Origin of the sequence: Amycolatopsis sp. SB7-3, from assembly GCF_041021335.1 — a bacterium.
Taxonomy (GTDB): Bacteria; Actinomycetota; Actinomycetes; order Mycobacteriales; family Pseudonocardiaceae; genus Amycolatopsis; species Amycolatopsis japonica.
In genome coordinates, this window is record NZ_JBFPJQ010000003.1 from 473257 (window position 1) to 488611 (window position 15355).

Annotated in this window: 15 protein-coding genes; 11 read left to right on the forward strand and 4 right to left on the reverse strand. The window is 70.4% G+C overall.

Annotated features, from left to right (window positions below; translation table 11 throughout):
• The first annotated feature begins 15 nt into the window (after window positions 1-15).
• Entirely contained in the window at window positions 16-1239 is a 1224-nt protein-coding gene (locus tag AB8M46_RS26740; RefSeq protein ID WP_394362025.1) for an FAD-binding protein, read from the forward strand.
• On the opposite strand, the gene AB8M46_RS26745 is transcribed toward AB8M46_RS26740, so the two are convergent.
• Entirely contained in the window at window positions 1236-1586 is a 351-nt protein-coding gene (locus tag AB8M46_RS26745) for a hypothetical protein (protein WP_073844509.1), read from the reverse strand. The two genes, AB8M46_RS26740 and AB8M46_RS26745, sit on opposite strands and share 4 nt — an antisense overlap.
• A gap of 111 nt (window positions 1587-1697) precedes the next feature.
• Here AB8M46_RS26745 and AB8M46_RS26750 point away from each other — a divergent pair, with 111 nt between their 5' ends.
• Complete coding sequence (locus tag AB8M46_RS26750; protein ID WP_394362026.1) at window positions 1698-2876, forward strand: PLP-dependent aminotransferase family protein; 1179 nt, start codon at window positions 1698-1700, stop codon at window positions 2874-2876.
• Between the two features lie 300 nt (window positions 2877-3176).
• Here AB8M46_RS26750 and AB8M46_RS26755 read toward each other — a convergent pair whose 3' ends face one another.
• Entirely contained in the window at window positions 3177-3881 is a 705-nt protein-coding gene (locus AB8M46_RS26755) for a FadR/GntR family transcriptional regulator (RefSeq protein ID WP_378424843.1), read from the reverse strand.
• Between the two features lie 145 nt (window positions 3882-4026).
• On the opposite strand from AB8M46_RS26755, the gene AB8M46_RS26760 reads away from it, so the two are divergent.
• From AB8M46_RS26760 to AB8M46_RS26775, 4 genes are read left to right on the forward strand one after another with little or no spacing between them, the layout of a single operon-like run.
• A complete protein-coding gene (locus tag AB8M46_RS26760; protein WP_394362027.1) occupies window positions 4027-5304 on the forward strand; it encodes an SLC13 family permease in 1278 nt (425 codons plus the stop codon).
• Window positions 5305-5315: 11 nt separating this feature from the next.
• Window positions 5316-6731 carry an acyl-CoA synthetase gene (locus AB8M46_RS26765; protein WP_394362028.1) on the forward strand — a complete coding sequence of 472 codons (1416 nt, stop codon included), beginning with the start codon at window positions 5316-5318 and terminating at the stop codon, window positions 6729-6731.
• Window positions 6724-7980: a carboxyl transferase domain-containing protein gene (locus tag AB8M46_RS26770; RefSeq protein WP_394362029.1), complete on the forward strand. Its 1257-nt coding sequence runs from the start codon at window positions 6724-6726 to the stop codon at window positions 7978-7980. Before AB8M46_RS26765 ends, AB8M46_RS26770 begins: the two co-directional genes overlap by 8 nt.
• A gap of 10 nt (window positions 7981-7990) precedes the next feature.
• Entirely contained in the window at window positions 7991-8812 is an 822-nt protein-coding gene (locus tag AB8M46_RS26775) for an SGNH/GDSL hydrolase family protein (protein ID WP_394362030.1), read from the forward strand.
• Here the strand turns inward: AB8M46_RS26775 and AB8M46_RS26780 are convergent.
• On the reverse strand, window positions 8793-9725 hold the full coding sequence (locus tag AB8M46_RS26780) for a helix-turn-helix domain-containing protein (RefSeq protein WP_052120686.1): 933 nt from the start codon (window positions 9723-9725) through the stop codon (window positions 8793-8795). The two genes, AB8M46_RS26775 and AB8M46_RS26780, sit on opposite strands and share 20 nt — an antisense overlap.
• A gap of 99 nt (window positions 9726-9824) precedes the next feature.
• Between AB8M46_RS26780 and AB8M46_RS26785 the strand changes: the two genes are divergently transcribed.
• Window positions 9825-10826 carry a saccharopine dehydrogenase family protein gene (locus AB8M46_RS26785; RefSeq protein WP_394362031.1) on the forward strand — a complete coding sequence of 334 codons (1002 nt, stop codon included), beginning with the start codon at window positions 9825-9827 and terminating at the stop codon, window positions 10824-10826.
• On the opposite strand, the gene AB8M46_RS26790 is transcribed toward AB8M46_RS26785, so the two are convergent.
• Window positions 10816-11316, reverse strand: coding sequence for a D-alanyl-D-alanine carboxypeptidase (locus AB8M46_RS26790; protein WP_037339819.1), 501 nt, complete (start codon window positions 11314-11316; stop codon window positions 10816-10818). The genes AB8M46_RS26785 and AB8M46_RS26790 overlap by 11 nt on opposite strands.
• A gap of 154 nt (window positions 11317-11470) precedes the next feature.
• Here AB8M46_RS26790 and AB8M46_RS26795 point away from each other — a divergent pair, with 154 nt between their 5' ends.
• The 4 genes from AB8M46_RS26795 to dhbA all read left to right on the forward strand — a co-directional run bounded on the left by AB8M46_RS26795 (window position 11471) and on the right by dhbA (window position 15242).
• On the forward strand, window positions 11471-12205 hold the full coding sequence (locus AB8M46_RS26795) for a response regulator (RefSeq protein WP_394362032.1): 735 nt from the start codon (window positions 11471-11473) through the stop codon (window positions 12203-12205).
• Window positions 12202-13608 (forward strand): ATP-binding protein, encoded by a 1407-nt coding sequence (locus tag AB8M46_RS26800; protein WP_037336882.1) that lies wholly within the window; start codon window positions 12202-12204, stop codon window positions 13606-13608. The genes AB8M46_RS26795 and AB8M46_RS26800 overlap by 4 nt, the downstream gene beginning before the upstream one ends.
• Window positions 13605-14066, forward strand: a complete 462-nt coding sequence (locus AB8M46_RS26805; RefSeq protein WP_378424859.1) for a GerMN domain-containing protein — start codon at window positions 13605-13607, stop codon at window positions 14064-14066. Before AB8M46_RS26800 ends, AB8M46_RS26805 begins: the two co-directional genes overlap by 4 nt.
• A gap of 426 nt (window positions 14067-14492) precedes the next feature.
• Window positions 14493-15242, forward strand: coding sequence for a 2,3-dihydro-2,3-dihydroxybenzoate dehydrogenase (gene dhbA, locus AB8M46_RS26810; RefSeq protein ID WP_394362033.1), 750 nt, complete (start codon window positions 14493-14495; stop codon window positions 15240-15242).
• Window positions 15243-15355: the final 113 nt, after the last annotated feature.

A 15355-nucleotide genomic window follows, 5' to 3' on the forward strand; every position in this document is an offset into this window, starting at 1 on the left:
TCTAGGCTGGGACTGGTGGGCGAGACGAACTGGGCGGGCAATCAGACCTTCACCGCGGAGCGGATCGTTCGCCCGCGCGATCTCGACGAGGTTCGGGAAACGGTCGCCCTGGCGGTCGCGGTCAAGGCTCTCGGCAGTCGGCACTGTTTCAACGACATCGCGGATTGTCCTGGCGGTGTCTTGCTCGACTTGTCCGCGCTCGGCACGGAGGTTGTCCTCGACCCGGAAGCGGCGACGGTGACGGTGCCCGCGGCGGCCCGCTACGGCGACGTCGCCGTCCAGTTGCACGCGGCCGGTTTCGCGCTGGCGAACCTCGCTTCGCTGCCGCATTGCACCGTGGCGGGCACTGTCGCGACGGCGACCCACGGTTCCGGGCGGCGTAACCAGAGCCTGGCGTCCGCCGTGTCCGGGTTGGAGCTCGTCACCGCCGACGGCGAGGTGAAGACTTACTCCCGGCACGACGGGGTCGTGGTCGCGCTCGGCGCGCTGGGTGTCGTGACGCGGCTGACCCTCGATCTGGTGCCGTCCTTCGATCTCCGCCAGGACGTCTTCGACGGCATGCCCTGGGAGTCGGTGTACGAGCACTTCGACGAGATCCAGGACGCGGGTTACAGCGTCAGCCTGTTCACGAATTGGGCCCGCGACGAGGTCGACCAGGTCTGGGTCAAGGGACCCGGGCGGCCGGGGGCGGACTTCTTCGGGGCGAAGGCGGCGGACGGGCCGCGGCATCCGGCGCACGCGGCGGGCATCCCGGCGGACAACTGCACGCGGCAGCTCGGGGTACCGGGTCCGTGGCACGAACGGATCCCGCATTTCCGCCTGGATTTCACGCCCAGCATCGGGAACGAACTCCAGACCGAGTACTTCGTGCCCGTCCGGCACGCCGTCGCGGCCATGGAGGCGATGCGCGCCCTCGGCGACCGCCTGGCACCCGTGCTGCTCACGTCGGAGATCCGCACGGTCGCGGGAGACGAGCTGTGGCTCAGCCCGTTCCACGGCGGCGACCGGGTGGCGCTGCATTTCACCTGGCTGCCGCACGAGGACGCGGTCCGGGCGCTGTTGCCCGTCATGGAGGACCGGCTGACGCCGTTCGACGTCCGGCCGCATTGGGGGAAGCTGTTCCACCGGGCGGCCGATTACCCGAAGCTGGGCGATTTCCGGGCGCTGGCCACCGAACTGGACCCGGAGGGCAAGTTCCGGAGCCCGTTCGTCCGGCGGCACGTGTTCGGGGAGGGCTAGTCCGACTGCGACCAGGCCGCGACGGGCAGCGCGAGATACACACCGACGTCGTCGATGCCGGTCGCGGACTCGATGCTGGTGCGCAGCAGGTCCACCCGCTCCTGGCGGTTGTCCGCCCGGCTCGGGAACCACTTCGACCGGACCTCGACGAGGAGGTCGAGTCCGAAGCGGTCGAACGGTCCCGGGGTGCGGAAGCGCAGTTCCACGTCGCCTGGCTGAAGGTCTCCGTCGTAGGGCTCCTCTGGGCATTCCACCGCGACGGACACGAGATGCGGCAGGACCGAGCCGAGTTCGCGCAGTTTGGCTTCGGGAAGGTGGGGCGCGTAGGTGATTTCCACGAGTGGCACGAACAACAGCCTAGGGCAGGCGAAACTGCTATCGTGGCGGTAGTTGCCTGCTCGCACGGGAAGATCCCCGGCTGCTGCACTGGGGTCGCACGTTTCTCCCGAGGAGCTTCCATGTCTCTTCCCCTCGCCCGTCGTATGGACGGCGTCACCAGTTCTCCCGTGCGCGACCTGCTCGCGCTCACCGCCCGTCCGGGCGTGATCTCGTTCGCCGGCGGCGTGCCCGCGCCGGAACTGTTCGATGTGGACGGCCTGCGTGCCGCCTTCGACCGGGCGCTCGCGGACGGGCCCGCCCAGCGCGCCCTGCAGTATTCGCCCACCGAAGGGAATCCGCGGCTGCGTGAGCTGCTCGCGGAGCGGCTGTCCGGTCGCGGAGTTCCGACCACTGTGGACGATCTCCTGATCACCACGGGTTCGCAGCAGGGGCTGCAACTGCTGAGCACCGCGTTGCTCGACCCCGGCGCCACCGTGCTGGTGGAAGAGCCGGTGTACCTCTCGGCGCTGCAATGCTTCCAGCTCGCCGAGGCGCGGATCGTGCCCGTTCCCGGTGACGAGGAAGGGATCGACCCGGTCGCGCTGGACGAGATCGCCGCCAGGGAACGGCCTTCGCTGCTGTATCTCGTCCCGACGTTCTCGAATCCGTCCGGGCGCACGGTCAGCCCGGAGCGACGGCGTGCGCTCGCGGAAGTGATCGCGCGCCACGGGTTCTGGCTCGTCGAGGACGACCCGTATCACGAACTCCGGTATCGCGGCGAACGCGAGGAACCGCTGTCGGCCCGCCCGGAACTCGCCGGGCGCACGATCTACCTCGGCACCTTCTCGAAGGTAATTTCGCCGGGAATGCGTCTGGGCTGGTTCCGTGCGCCGAGCGACCTCCTGCGGCGCGTCACGATCCTCAAGCAGGCGACCGATCTGCACACTTCGACCATCGATCAGGCGGCCGCGGCCGAGTATCTGGCCGCCGCGGACCTCGACGCGCACGTGCGGCGGCTGTGCGCGACCTACCGCGTGCGCCGGGACGCGATGATGGCGGAACTGCCCGCGATCACCCCGCCCGGAACGACCTGGACCGACCCGGACGGCGGGATGTTCGTCTGGGTCACCCTTCCCCGTGGTGCGGACACGGACCGGCTGCTGCCCGAGGCGTTGCGTCACGATGTCGCTTACGTGCCGGGCTCGGCGTTTCAGGTGGGGGAGCCGGACCGGTCGGCGTTGCGGCTGTCGTTCGCCTCACACGGGCCGGAGACGATCGCCGAAGGGTTGCGGCGGTTGGGCAAGGTCCTGTCGCCTTGATCGCCGGGTCCCGGTGGTCGGTACCTTCCGCAGTGCGCGGATGGACGACACGCGTGATCAGCGGGACGACACGCGTGTCCAGAGGGACGACTCGCCGTGTCGTCCAACCAGTCACGTGAGTCGTCCATCGGCTCACACGTGTCGTCCGTCCAGTCACGCGAAACGGCCAACCCTGCACAGGGGTGTCGTGAGTGGCGTTTCGGGTTCTAACCCGAAACGCCACTCACGACCCGCTCGGCCGTCACCGTGCTGCGGGCGGCGTGGAACGGTGGGAGATCGCCGCGAAAGGGCTGCTCGCGCCTAGTCGGCTTGCGGATCCCAGGTCAGCAGGCGGACCTTGCTGACGGTTTGGACGTGCTGCCGCATCGCGTTCGCGGCCGCCTTCGGAGCGCCTGCCCGGATGGCCTCGGCGATCTTCTGGTGCTGGCTCAGCGAACGCCACGGCCTGCCGGGCTGCCGCAGCGACTCGTTCCGGCTTTCCGCGATCTGCGTGTCGATCGAACGCATGAACTCGGCGAGGAGGGCGTTGTTCGCGGCCGCGGTGATCGCTTCGTGGAACCGGCGGTCGCCTTCGGCGCCGTGTCCGCCGTCCTCGATCTCGGACTTCATGAACTCCAGTGCCGCGTCGATGGCGGCGAGATCCTCGTCGGATCGCCGCAGCGCGGCCAGTTCCGCCAGCTTGGTCTCCATCGCCTCCCGGGCTTCGAGCACTTCCGGAAGCCGGCTGCGACGGGCGACGAGTTCGTCGACCGGTTCGACGTCGAGGTGATCGTTGCGCAGGTAGGTGCCCCCGCCGTGGCGTGACTCCAGCAGCCCTTGCACTTCCAGCACGACGATCGCCTGCTTGATCGACGCGCGGCTGACCCCGAGCCGCTCGGCGAGATCGCGTTCGCTGGGGAGCTTGTCTCCCGCGTGCAAGCCGGACTCTTCGACGTGCGCCTTGATCCGCTCGACGACCTGCTCGTAGAGCTTGGCCCGGTTCAACCGGCTCAACGCCTCCGGCACTCGGTCCCCTCCCTTGACTGGACAAGTGGCTCAGCCAATTTACCACTCATCCCTTGACAGGGTGAGCCACTCGCAGGGAAAGTGGCTCAGCCACTAGTCCACTCGGCCACTCGCCAGGGGGCTCCCGCCGTCAAGGAGGACGGTCATGTCCGCCCAGCTGATCTCGATCCTCGTCCTCGTGGTGATCTTCGCGCTCGCCACGACCCGCTCGATCAACATGGGAGCGCTGGCCTTCGCCGGCGCGTTCCTCGTCGGCACCCTCGCCGGTGGACTGGACACCGACGGCATCTTCGCCGGTTTCCCCGGCGACATCTTCGTGGTGCTGGTGGGAGTCACCTACCTGTTCGCCATCGCGAGGGCCAACGGCACCACCGATTGGCTGGTGGCCGCGGCCGTCCGGCTGGTCGGCGGCCGGATCGCGCTCATCCCGTGGGTGATGTTCGTGGTCACCGGCGCGCTGACCGCGATCGGCGCGGTGAGCCCGGCGGCCTGCGCGATCGTCGCACCGATCGCGCTCGGTTTCGCCGCCCGCTACAAGATCAGCCCCCTGCTCATGGGCGCGATGGTGGTGCATGGCGCGCAGGGCGGCGGATTCTCGCCGATCAGCGTCTACGGCTCGATCGTCAACGGGATCGTCGAACGCAACCACATCGCCGGCAGCCCCGTCGTGCTGTTCTTCGCCAGCTTGGGCATGAACCTCGCCATCGCCGGCGTCCTCTTCGTCGTCCTCGGCGGAACCAAACTGCGGCGCCGCCAGCTCGTCACGGCGGGCGCTGGCGGAGCCGGGACCGACGAGGAGCCGCTGCCGCACGAACAGCGCATTCCCTTGGACGGCCCCAAGATCGTGACGCTGACCGGGCTGATCGCGCTCGTCGTCGGCACCCTGGTGTTCGATCTCGACCCCGGGCTGACCGCGATCACCGTCGCCGTCCTGCTCAGCGTCGCGTGGCCCAAGACAAGCCGTTCCGCGGTCTCCGAGATCACCTGGCCGACCGTGCTGCTGATCTGCGGAGTGCTGACCTACGTGGCGGTGCTGAAGGAGATCGGCACCATCGACTACGTCGGCAACGCGGTCACCACCGTGGGGATCCCGCTGCTCGCGGCGCTCCTGCTGTGCTACATCGGCGGTGTCGTCTCGGCCTTCGCGTCTTCGGTCGGGCTGATGGGCGCGCTGATCCCGCTCGCCGTCCCGTTCCTGGCGCAGGGCACGATCGGGCCGGTCGGCATGATCGCCGCCCTCGCGGTCTCGGCGACGATGGTGGACGTCAGTCCCTTCTCCACCAACGGCGCGCTCGTCCTCGCCAACGCGAAGGACATCGACCGCGACAAGTTCTTCAAACAACTTCTGGTCTACGGGGCGCTCGTGGTGGCCGTCGTGCCCCTGATCGCCTGGCTCGTGTTCGTCGTGCCCATCTGGGGCTGAGGAGGAGATCCATGCTGTCCGGACTGACCGCCGGGAACGACCGCGTCGCCCTGCGCTTCGGTGACGAATCCCTGACCTACGGCGAACTCGCGTCCGTCGCGGGCCCGATCGCCGCCGGGCTCGCCGGTCGCACGCGGGTCGCGGTGTGGGCGACACCGACGCTGCGGACCTGTGTCGCGATCGTCGCCGCGCTGACCGCCGAAGTCCCGGTGGTGCCGATCAACCCGAAGGCCGGATCACGCGAACTGGCGCACATCATCGCCGACAGCGCGCCGGATCTCGTGCTCGCCGAGCCGGATGTTGCGCTGCCGCCGGAACTCGGGGCGCTGCAACGGGTTCCGGTCGAGCTGGACGTCTCGGGCATGCCGTGGCGGGGCGTCGAACCGGATCCGGAGGCTCCGGCGTTCGTCATCTACACGTCGGGCACCACCGGCCCACCGAAGGGCGTCCTGCTCCCGCGTCGCGCGGTGGCGTCGAATCTCGACGCGCTCGCCGAGATCTGGGACTGGACCGAAGCCGACGTCCTCGTGCACGCCCTCCCGCTCTTCCACGTGCACGGCCTGATCCTGGGTGTCGTCGGCCCGTTGCGGCGGGGCGGCTCGCTGCACCACCTCGGGCGGTTCTCGAGCGAAGCCGCCGCGAAGGAACTCGCCGGGCAAGGCACGATGCTCTTCGGTGTCCCGACGATGTATCACCGGCTGGCGGCCGACTGCGAGGCCGACCCCGCGCTGGCCGCCGGGGTGGGCTCGGCGCGGCTGCTCGTGTCGGGTTCGGCGGCCCTGCCCGCGACCGACCACGAGCGGATCACCGCCGCGACCGGGCAGCGAGTCGTCGAACGGTATGGCATGACCGAGACACTGATGAACTGCGGTGTCCGCGCCACGGGGGACCGGCGGCCCGGTGCGGTCGGCCCGCCGGTGCCCGGTGTCGAACTGAGGCTGGTCGACGACGCCGGTGAACCGCTCGACGGTGAGACGGTCGGTGAGATCGAGGTCCGCGGCCCGAACCTGTTCCTCGGCTACCTGAACCGGCCGGACGCCACGGAAGCCGCGCTGCACGACGGCTGGTTCAAGACCGGCGACATGGCGATCCGCGATCCGGACGGATACGTGCGCATCGTCGGCCGGCGGGCGACCGACCTGATCAAGAGCGGCGGCTACAAGATCGGCGCGGGCGAGATCGAGAACGCGCTCCTGGAACATCCGGGAGTCGCCGAAGCGGCCGTCACCGGGGAGCCGGACGACGACCTCGGCGAGCGCATCGTGGCCTGGATCGTCCCCGCCGCGGACAAACCGACGGCTGCCGAACTCGCCGACCACGTCGCCGGACTGCTGTCACCGCACAAGCGGCCGCGGGTGGTGCGTTACCTGGAAGCGTTGCCCCGCAACGAGATGGGCAAGGTCCTCAAGCGGGCGCTCCATGACTGACCCGCTGGGCTGGGACGGTTACGCCGATTCCCTGGCCCGTGCCAGGGAACGCACGGGCACGGACGAGTCGGTCGTCTGGGCGCGCGCGAAATTCGGCGGACACGAGGTCGTGACGATCCGCTTCGAGTTCGGCTTCCTCGGCGGCTCGGTCGGCACCGGCACCGGGACGCTTCTCGAAGAGGCGCTCGATCAGGCCTGCGCATACCGGCTGCCCGTCGTTTCGCTGCTGTCCACGGGCGGCACGCGGATGCAGGAAGGCGTTCCCGCACTGCGGCAACTGCAACGGATCGTCCGCGGTCTCGCGCGGTTGCGGCAAGAAGGACTGCCGCACATCACCGTCGCGCGACACCCCACCACCGGCGGCGTGTGGGCGTCCCTCGGCGCCGACGCCGATGTCGTGCTCGCCGTGCCCGGCGCCCAGGTGGGCTTCGCCGGACGCCGGGTCCGGCCGCCGCGGTACGCCGACGATCCCGCTTATACGGCGGAAAGCCAGTACGCGGCCGGATATGTCGACGAACTGGTGGCCGAGGACGCGATCGCCGAGCGGCTGGAAGTCTGGCTCGGTCTACTGACCGGTGGTGCCCGCAACCGTCCGGCTGATCTGCCCCGCGCGCTCGGCGCCTTGGACCCCGCGCCGGACGGCTGGCAGGCCGTCCAGCGCGCCCGGTCGGCGGACCGGCCACGCGCGGCCGCTTACCTCGACGATTACTTCGACACCCGCGTCACCCTCCGGGGCGGCATCGACGACGGCGCCGTGTGCGGGATCGGCAGTCGGGACGGACGGGCGATCGCGTTCGCGGCGCAGACCGGGACGGCGACCACCCCCGGCGGTTTCCGCTCGGCGATCCGGCTGATCCGCCTCGCCGACCGGCTGGGGCTGCCGGTGCTGACGCTCGTCGACACCCCGGGCGCCGCCGCCGATCCGGCCGCGGAGGCCAGCGGCGCCGGGAACGCGATCGCGGAGCTGTTCGGCACGATCGCGGCGGCCGAGGTGCCGATCACCACCCTGGTGATCGGTGAGGGAGGATCGGGCGGCGCGCTCGCCTTCTGTTCGGCGGACCGGATCTGGCTCACCCCGGACGCCTGTTTCTCCGTCATCGCCCCGGAACTGGCGGCCGGGATCCTCAAGCGGGGCCAAGAAGACGTCCCCGCCCTCGCCGACGCGCTGAAGCCACGTCCCGAAGATCTGCTCGCCCTCGGTGCCATCGACGGCATCGCGGGATCGGAACCGGTCACCTTTACGAGATAAGGGGTTCGACATGTTCAAGCGGATATCCGCCGCGGTGCTCGCCGCGGCCTCGGTCGCCCTTCTGGCCACCCCGCCCGCGCAGGCGGACGCGCCTGCCCGCTATGTCGCGATGGGCAGTTCCTTCGCGGCGGGGCCGGGAATCCCGCCGCAGCAGCCAGGAACCCCGGCGGCGTGCGGACGTTCGACGAAGAACTACGCGAGTCTCGTCGCCGGGCGACGCGGTCTTGCCCTCACCGATGTCACCTGCAGCGGCGCGACGACGGCGAACATCCTCACCGCCGGACAGTCCGGGCAGCCGCCGCAGATCGAGGCCGTCACCCGGGACACCCGGCTCGTGACGATCACCATCGGCGGCAACGACGTCGGCTACGTCGGGAGCCTGTTCACCTACGGCTGCCAGAACACCGGCGGTGCGAACTGCGGCCAGGTCGACCGGAACGCCGTCCGCACGGCGCTCACCACGGTGCACGAGAAGATCGGCGCCGTCGTCGCGGCGGTCCATCGGCGCGCGCCGCGGGCACGGGTGCTGGTCGTCGACTACCTGACGATCGTCCCGGGCGAAAGGCCCGCGTGCGACGGCGTTCCGCTCACGCCGGAGCAGCTCGCCTTCGAACGCGAGGTCGCGGACCGGCTGGCGGCGGCGACCCGGCGGGCGGCGCGCGACGAGCGGGCCACCCTGGTCCCGGCGGCCGCGGCCAGCGCCGACCACGACGCCTGCGCCGCCGTTCCGTGGATGGAGCGCTACACGACCGCGCCGGGCCGTGTGCCGTACCACCCGAATGAGGCCGGGATGGCGGCCGTCGCGGACCTGATCACGGCACGGCTGCGCTAGCCGCGCGGAAGGTGCGGCGGTAGCTGTCCGGCGGCACACCGACCGTCCGGTTGAAGTGCCGCCGCAACGTCGCGGCGGTGCCCATCCCGGTGGCTTCCGCGATCAGGTCGACGCTGTCGTCGGTCCGCTCCAGGAGTTCCTGCGCGCGGCGGATGCGCTGGGTCAGCAGCCAGCGCAGCGGCGTCGTCCCGGTCGCCGACCGGAAATGCCGGGCCAGGTTGCGGGAACTCATGTTGGCCTGCCGGGCGAGGTCCTCGACGGTCAACGGAAGGTCCAGCCGTTCGGTGATCCAGGGGAGCAGCCCGCCGAGCGGATGGTCGTCCTGGTCGGGCACCGGGGTGGTGACGAACTGGGCCTGCCCGCCCGCGCGGTGCGGCGGGACGACCAGGCGGCGGGCGACGGTGTTCGCGACCGCGGAGCCGTGGTCGCGACGGACCAGGTGCAGGCACAGGTCCATCGCGGCGGCCTTGCCCGCCGAGGTCAGCACGCTGCCGTTGTCGACGTACAGGACGTCCGGATCGACCTCGACCGAGGGATACCGGGCGGCGAGGACGTCGGTGTGCGCCCAATGCGTGGTCGCGCGGCGGCCGTCGAGCAGGCCGGCGGCCGCCAGGACGAACGCGCCCGTGCAGAGGGAGGCGACCCGCGCGCCCGCTTCGTGGGCGGCACGGACGGCCTCGACCAGGTCCGCGGGCGGATCGACGTCGATGTCGGCCCAGCCGGGGACGATGACGGTGCCGGCGCGCGCGAGCCGATCGAGCCCGTGATCCGGTTCGAGCAGGAAACGCCCGACCTTCACCGGCTCCGAGCCGTAGACCCCGAATTCGTACAGACCCGTGTCGAAGACCTCGTGGGCGATGGACAGCTCGAACTGCAGCATGCCGTCCGTGGCGGCGAGGGCGACCGTACTCATGTCCGAAAGTGTACGCATGATGTCGTTCCGGACACTGTCGATCAGCGGGCTCCGCCGACAGGATGGTCCACAGTGGATCGACCGAGGGCAGGAGAAATCATGGGTACGTACGACGTCGCGGTGTTCGGGGCCTACGGGCACACCGGGCGGTTCGTGGTGGCGGAATTGCGCGAGCGCGGCTTCGGTGTGCTCGCGGTGGGGCGCGACGAGGCCAAACTGCGCGGCCTGCCCTGGTCCGACGTCGAGACCCGCCAGGCTTCGGTCGACGACCCGGCTTCGCTCGACCGCGCGTTCGCGGGCGCGGACACGGTGATCAACGCGGCCGGGCCGTTCGCCGACACCGCCGCACCGGTGATCGAAGCGGCGCTGCGGGCCGGCGTCCCGTACCTGGACGTGGCCGCGGAACTCGAAGCGAACATGGACACCTTCGCGGACTTCGGTGAGCGTGCCGGGGGAGCGACGGTGATCCCCGCGATGGCGTTCTTCGGCGGGCTCGGCGATCTGATGGTCACCGCCGCGATGGGTGAGTGGACTTCCGCGGACGAAGCGCATATCGCGTACGCGCTGAGCAGCTGGCATCCGACGGAGGGGACCCGCGCGGCGGGCAAGGTCTCGCGGGAACGGCGTGACGGCAAGCGGATCCGGTTCTCCGGCGGCCGCATCGAACGCCGCGAGGACGCGCTGCCGGAGCTGGACTGGGACTTCCCCGAGCCGTTCGGGACCCGTGCCGTGCTCGGCGAATTCACGATGGCCGACGTCGTCACCGTCCCGAGTCACCTCGACATCCCCGAGGTGACCACGTACATGACCGTGAACGCGGCCCGCGAGGTGGTGGCGCCCCAGACGCCGACACGCGCCGCGGACGGCCCGTCCGCCGAGGAGTTCGTGGTCGACGTCGTCGTGCGATCCGGCGGCGAGGAACGGCGGGTCGTCGCGCGGGGCCAGGACATCTACGCGATCACGGCACCGCTGGTGGTGGAGGCCGCGCAGCGGGTGCTCGACGGGCGGGTCAAGGCGACCGGGGTCGTGTCGGCGGGCGAGATCTTCGACGCGCCAGAGTTCCTGGCGGCGCTGGCGCCACGGATCACCGTCACCGGCTGACACCGGCCTGCCAGCCCGGATGCGGCAACCGCGCGGGCGGAGCCTCGCCGGGCCGGTACTCGAAATGCCACCATTCGTTGTCGTAGATCCGGTAGAGGGCGAAGCGGGCGCCGTGGTCTTCCAACCACTGCGCGCCCTCGCGCGGCCGGACGTCCAGCGCGGTGCCTCGGACGTGCGCGGAATCCTTCGGTGGCAGGACGCGCTTTCGCCCGGCCTCGGCGAGGAACAGCCGATGCTGCTCGGCGGCGTCGCGATGGCCCGAGGTGACGCCGAGGAGTGTGCGATGCCGCCAGAACGCCTCGGTTCTGGCGTCGGTGAACGCGGCGAGCGTTCCGGGGGTGAGCCCGGCGAGGTTCTCGGCGGGGAAGCGCAGCGACAGCGCCCATCCGCAGGCGAGACGGCGGGCCTGGCCGGGGGAGGCCAGCCACGCGGGGATCAGCAGCAGTACCGCGAGGACGCGGGTGATCGCCGCGAGCACGAGTTCTTTCATGCCGTCAACGGTCGCCGCCGCCTGTCCGAACCCGATCGCGGCGAAGTGCGCGGACGCCGACGAAAATGTCACCGTTCCGCACGGATCACGTCGTGACGTGACGATGACATTCCGTGGACGTTCCGCGGAAACGGGACGGGCATCATGGCGTGTCATGGACGAGCGGATTCCGTCCGGCGCTGCGATAGTCGTCGGCATGCCCAGGGTGCTGCTCATCGAGGACGACCAAGCCGTGCGTGACGGGCTCAGCATGGCGCTGGGCGGACGCGGCCACGCGGTCGACGCGGTGGCCACCGGCGAGGAGGGCCTCGCCCGGCTCGCGTCACGGCCGCCGGACATCGTCGTGCTGGACCTCATGCTGCCCGGACTCGACGGCTTCGAGGTCTGCCGCCGCATCCGCGCGGCGGGGGATCTGCCGATCATCATGCTCACCGCGCGCAACGAGGACATCGACGTGGTGGCCGGGCTCGCCGCCGGCGCGGACGACTACGTGGTCAAACCCGCCAGGGCCCAGGTGCTGGAGGCCAGGATCCGCGCGGTGCTGCGCCGCACCGGGCAACCGGCGGCCGCCGCGCCCGCGCCCGTCGAGATCGAGCGTCACGGCGATCTCGGCATCGACCGTGCCGGGCTGACGGTGACCAAGGCGGGCAAGCCGCTCGCCCTCGCCCCGACCGAACTGCGGCTGCTGCTCGAACTCACCCAGGTCCCCGGCCGGGTGCTCAGCCGCCAGTACCTGCTGGAAAGCGTGTGGGAGCACGGCTATTTCGGTGATTCCCGGGTCGTCGACGCCTGTGTGCAGCGGCTGCGCGCGAAGATCGAGGACGACTCGTCCGCGCCGGTGTACGTGCAGACGGTCCGCGGGTTCGGCTACCGGTTCGGGCCGCTGTGAAACTTGGGGGTCTGCGTACCCGGCTGCTCCTGGCGTTCAGCCTGCTGGTCGTGATCACCGCGGCGACGGTCGCCGGAGGCGGCTACGTCCAGTCCCGGACCTTGATCCTCCAGCAGGCTCAGGACGCCACCGCCCGCGTGCTGGTCGACAAGGCCACCGCGCTGTTCCCGCTCGGCCCGCTGCCGCCGGGTGACGGGACGCTGAGCCGGATCAGCGGCGAACTGTCCGATCGTCAGCTGAGCTCCCTGGTCCTGTTCGAGGACAGGGCGAGCGGGAACCAGCAGATGCGGTCGCTGATCTCGCCGGAGCTTCGCGAGCGGGTCCGGGCCGGAAACGTCGCCTGGCAACGGGTCGACGCCGGCGGCACGCCGATGCTGGTGGTGGGCACGAGGTTCACGGTGCTGCTTCCCGGTGGGCAGCAACGGGATTCGGGTATCGAGGCCTACATCGCGCGCAGCATGGTGCCGGAGGCGACGAGTATCGACGAACTCGCCACCCGGGCCTGGCTGATCGGCGGGCTGGCGCTCGTTTTCGCCGTCGGGCTGGCGCTGCTGGCCGCCCGCGGGGTCCTGCGGCCGGTGCGGGAACTGGGTGACGCGGCGAAGCGGCTGGGCGAGGGCGACCTGCGGGCCCGGGTCGGCGTCCGCGGCTCGGACGAACTGGCCGGGGTGGCGCGGACGTTCAACGAGACGGCCGAATCGCTGGAACGCCACGTCGGTGAGCTGGAACGGATGGAAGCCGACGCGCGGCGGTTCGTCGCCGACGTCTCGCACGAACTGCGCACCCCGCTGGCCGCGATGACCGCGGTCGCGGACGTGCTGGAGCAGGAGGCGTCGAGCCTGCCGGGGGACGCCGGGCGCGCGGCGAAGATGAGCATCGAGGAGACGCACAACCTGACCCGGCTGGTGAACGACCTCATCGAGGTCTCCCGCTTCGACGCGGGGGCCGCCGCACTGGCCCCGGAGGAGGTCGACGTCGCCGAGGTGATCACGGCGAGCCTGCGCATCCGGGGCTGGACGGGCGAGGTGGAGGGAGAGCTGCCCTCCGGGATCTTCGCCGAGTGGGATCCCCGGCGGGTGGACGTCATCGTGGCGAATCTGGTCGGGAACGCGTTGCGGCACGGGGAAAAGCCCGTCTCGCTCCGGCTTTCCGAAGCGGGGGAACAGATCACGCTGGAGGTCTCGGATCGCGGTCCCGGGCTGGCGCCCGAGGTGCTGCCCCACGTGTTCGACCGGTTCTACAAGGCGGATTCGGCGAGGGCGAGGTCCGGCGGCAGCGGACTCGGGCTGGCGATCGCCTGGGAGAACGCCCGTCTGCACGGCGGGATGTTGAGCGCGGCCAACGGTACCGACGGCGGCGCGGTGTTCACCCTGCGCTTGCCCCGGCGGGGAGGGACGGCATGAGGAAGACCTGGCTCGCGGCGCTTCTGCTCGTCTCGACGGTCTCGGGTTGCGGCGTCCGGCCCAGTGCCGTGATCGCCGGAGCGCCCGCACCGGTGGGGCCGGCCAACGCCGCGGTGCTCTACTTCTTGTCCGGTGGGCAACCGATCCGGGTGCTGCGCCCGCTCGCCGAGGAGTTGCCCCCGGCGAGTCCCGTCGACCTGCTCGCCGCCGGACCGGACGAGAGCGAGCGGGAACGGCAGTACACCACGGAAGTCCCGGCCGGCACGGCGGTGCTGGACCAGACACCCGCGCCGAACGGGGTCACGGTGACCTTGTCGGTCGGCGTCGCCGGGTTGTCGTCGAAGGCGGTCGATCAGATCGTGTGCACCGCCAGGGATTCTTTCGGTGGAAGCGCGCAGATCACGTTGCAGGGTGGGGGATCCGTACGTGGTCCGCTGTCTTGTCCCTTGCCTGGCTAGGAATCGTGAGTGGCGGCGGTCTTGTGTGACTGGATGGACGGCACACGTGATCAGACGGACGACACGCGTGTCTGGACGGACGACTCACGGCGAAAGCTTCGCCGCGAGCGTGTCGTCCATCTGATCACACGTGCCGTCCGCCCAATCACGCGAAGCCGCCGTCTCGGTACAGGTGGTCGTGAGTGGCGATTCGGGTTAGAACACGAATCGCCACTCACGACCACCCCGACCAACTCGGTGCCGGTGCTGCGTCAGCACTTCACGGAACGCGGCCAAGCACACACGGACCGCATGTGCGACGGCATTTTTGCCGTCCAGTCCCCAAGAAGGAGTGGCCCGAATCACCGGTGTCGGTCCCTCGCTTTGTCCGGTTCCGGCCGCTAGCTTAGGCAAGGCTAAGCAAACGGGACGTGGGGTGGTTGTGGCGTGGAGGGGATCGAGGGCAAGGTCGCGCTCGTCACCGGAGGCGCGCGCGGGATCGGGGCCGCCGTCGTGGACGGGCTCGCCGAGGCCGGCGCGATCGTGGCGGCGGTGGACCTGGTCGAAAGCGCTTCCCGGGACGGGGTGACCTCGTTCGTCGCGGACGTCGGGGATCCCGCCGCCGTCGCGCGGGTGGTCGGCGAGGTCGAAAACGAACTCGGGCCGATCGGGATCGGGGCGTCCGTCGCGGGTGTGCTGAAGCCCGGGTCCGTCTGCGACACGAGCGACGAGGACTGGGCGGCGACCTTCGCGGTGAACTCCACCGGAGTCTTCACCGTGCTCCGCGAGATTTCCCGCCGGATGCTGCCCCGCCGGAGTGGTGTGCTGGTGACGGTCGGGTCGAACGCGGCGGGAGTCCCACGCAGCGGGATGGCCGCGTACGCCGCTTCGAAGGCCGCGGCGACCATGCTGACCCGCTGCCTCGGGCTCGAACTCGCCGGTTCCGGTATCCGCTGCAACATCGTCTCGCCCGGCTCGACCGACACCGACATGCAACGTCTACTGTGGACGGACGAGAACGGCGCGGACCGTGTCATCGCGGGAAATCCGGAGCAATACCGGGTCGGCATACCACTGGGCCGGATGGCGGAACCCGCCGATATCGCCGACGCCGTCCTGTTTTTGGCCTCCGATCGCGCGCGGCACATCACGATGCAGAACCTCTACGTCGACGGCGGCGCGACGCTCCGCGCGTGATCTCGATGACGCAACGAAGACTTTTCGGGTCCGTACGATTAGGTTAGGCTAACCGAAAGTCGGCGCTTTCGTACTGGGGTGTCACGGGCGCCTGTTCGGTCAGTAGTATTCGC

Bases quoted from the DNA above. Each gene is read 5' to 3' on its own strand.
- AB8M46_RS26750 (WP_394362026.1), top strand. From the start codon at position 1,698: ATGTCTCTTCCCCTCGCCCGTCGTATGGACGGCGTCACCAGTTCTCCC.
- AB8M46_RS26760 (WP_394362027.1), top strand. From the start codon at position 4,027: ATGTCCGCCCAGCTGATCTCGATCCTCGTCCTCGTGGTGATCTTCGCG.
- AB8M46_RS26765 (WP_394362028.1), top strand. From the start codon at position 5,316: ATGCTGTCCGGACTGACCGCCGGGAACGACCGCGTCGCCCTGCGCTTC.
- AB8M46_RS26770 (WP_394362029.1), top strand. From the start codon at position 6,724: ATGACTGACCCGCTGGGCTGGGACGGTTACGCCGATTCCCTGGCCCGT.
- AB8M46_RS26775 (WP_394362030.1), top strand. From the start codon at position 7,991: ATGTTCAAGCGGATATCCGCCGCGGTGCTCGCCGCGGCCTCGGTCGCC.
- AB8M46_RS26780 (WP_052120686.1), bottom strand. From the start codon at position 9,725: ATGAGTACGGTCGCCCTCGCCGCCACGGACGGCATGCTGCAGTTCGAG.
- AB8M46_RS26785 (WP_394362031.1), top strand. From the start codon at position 9,825: ATGGGTACGTACGACGTCGCGGTGTTCGGGGCCTACGGGCACACCGGG.
- AB8M46_RS26790 (WP_037339819.1), bottom strand. From the start codon at position 11,316: ATGAAAGAACTCGTGCTCGCGGCGATCACCCGCGTCCTCGCGGTACTG.
- AB8M46_RS26795 (WP_394362032.1), top strand. From the start codon at position 11,471: ATGGACGAGCGGATTCCGTCCGGCGCTGCGATAGTCGTCGGCATGCCC.
- AB8M46_RS26805 (WP_378424859.1), top strand. From the start codon at position 13,605: ATGAGGAAGACCTGGCTCGCGGCGCTTCTGCTCGTCTCGACGGTCTCG.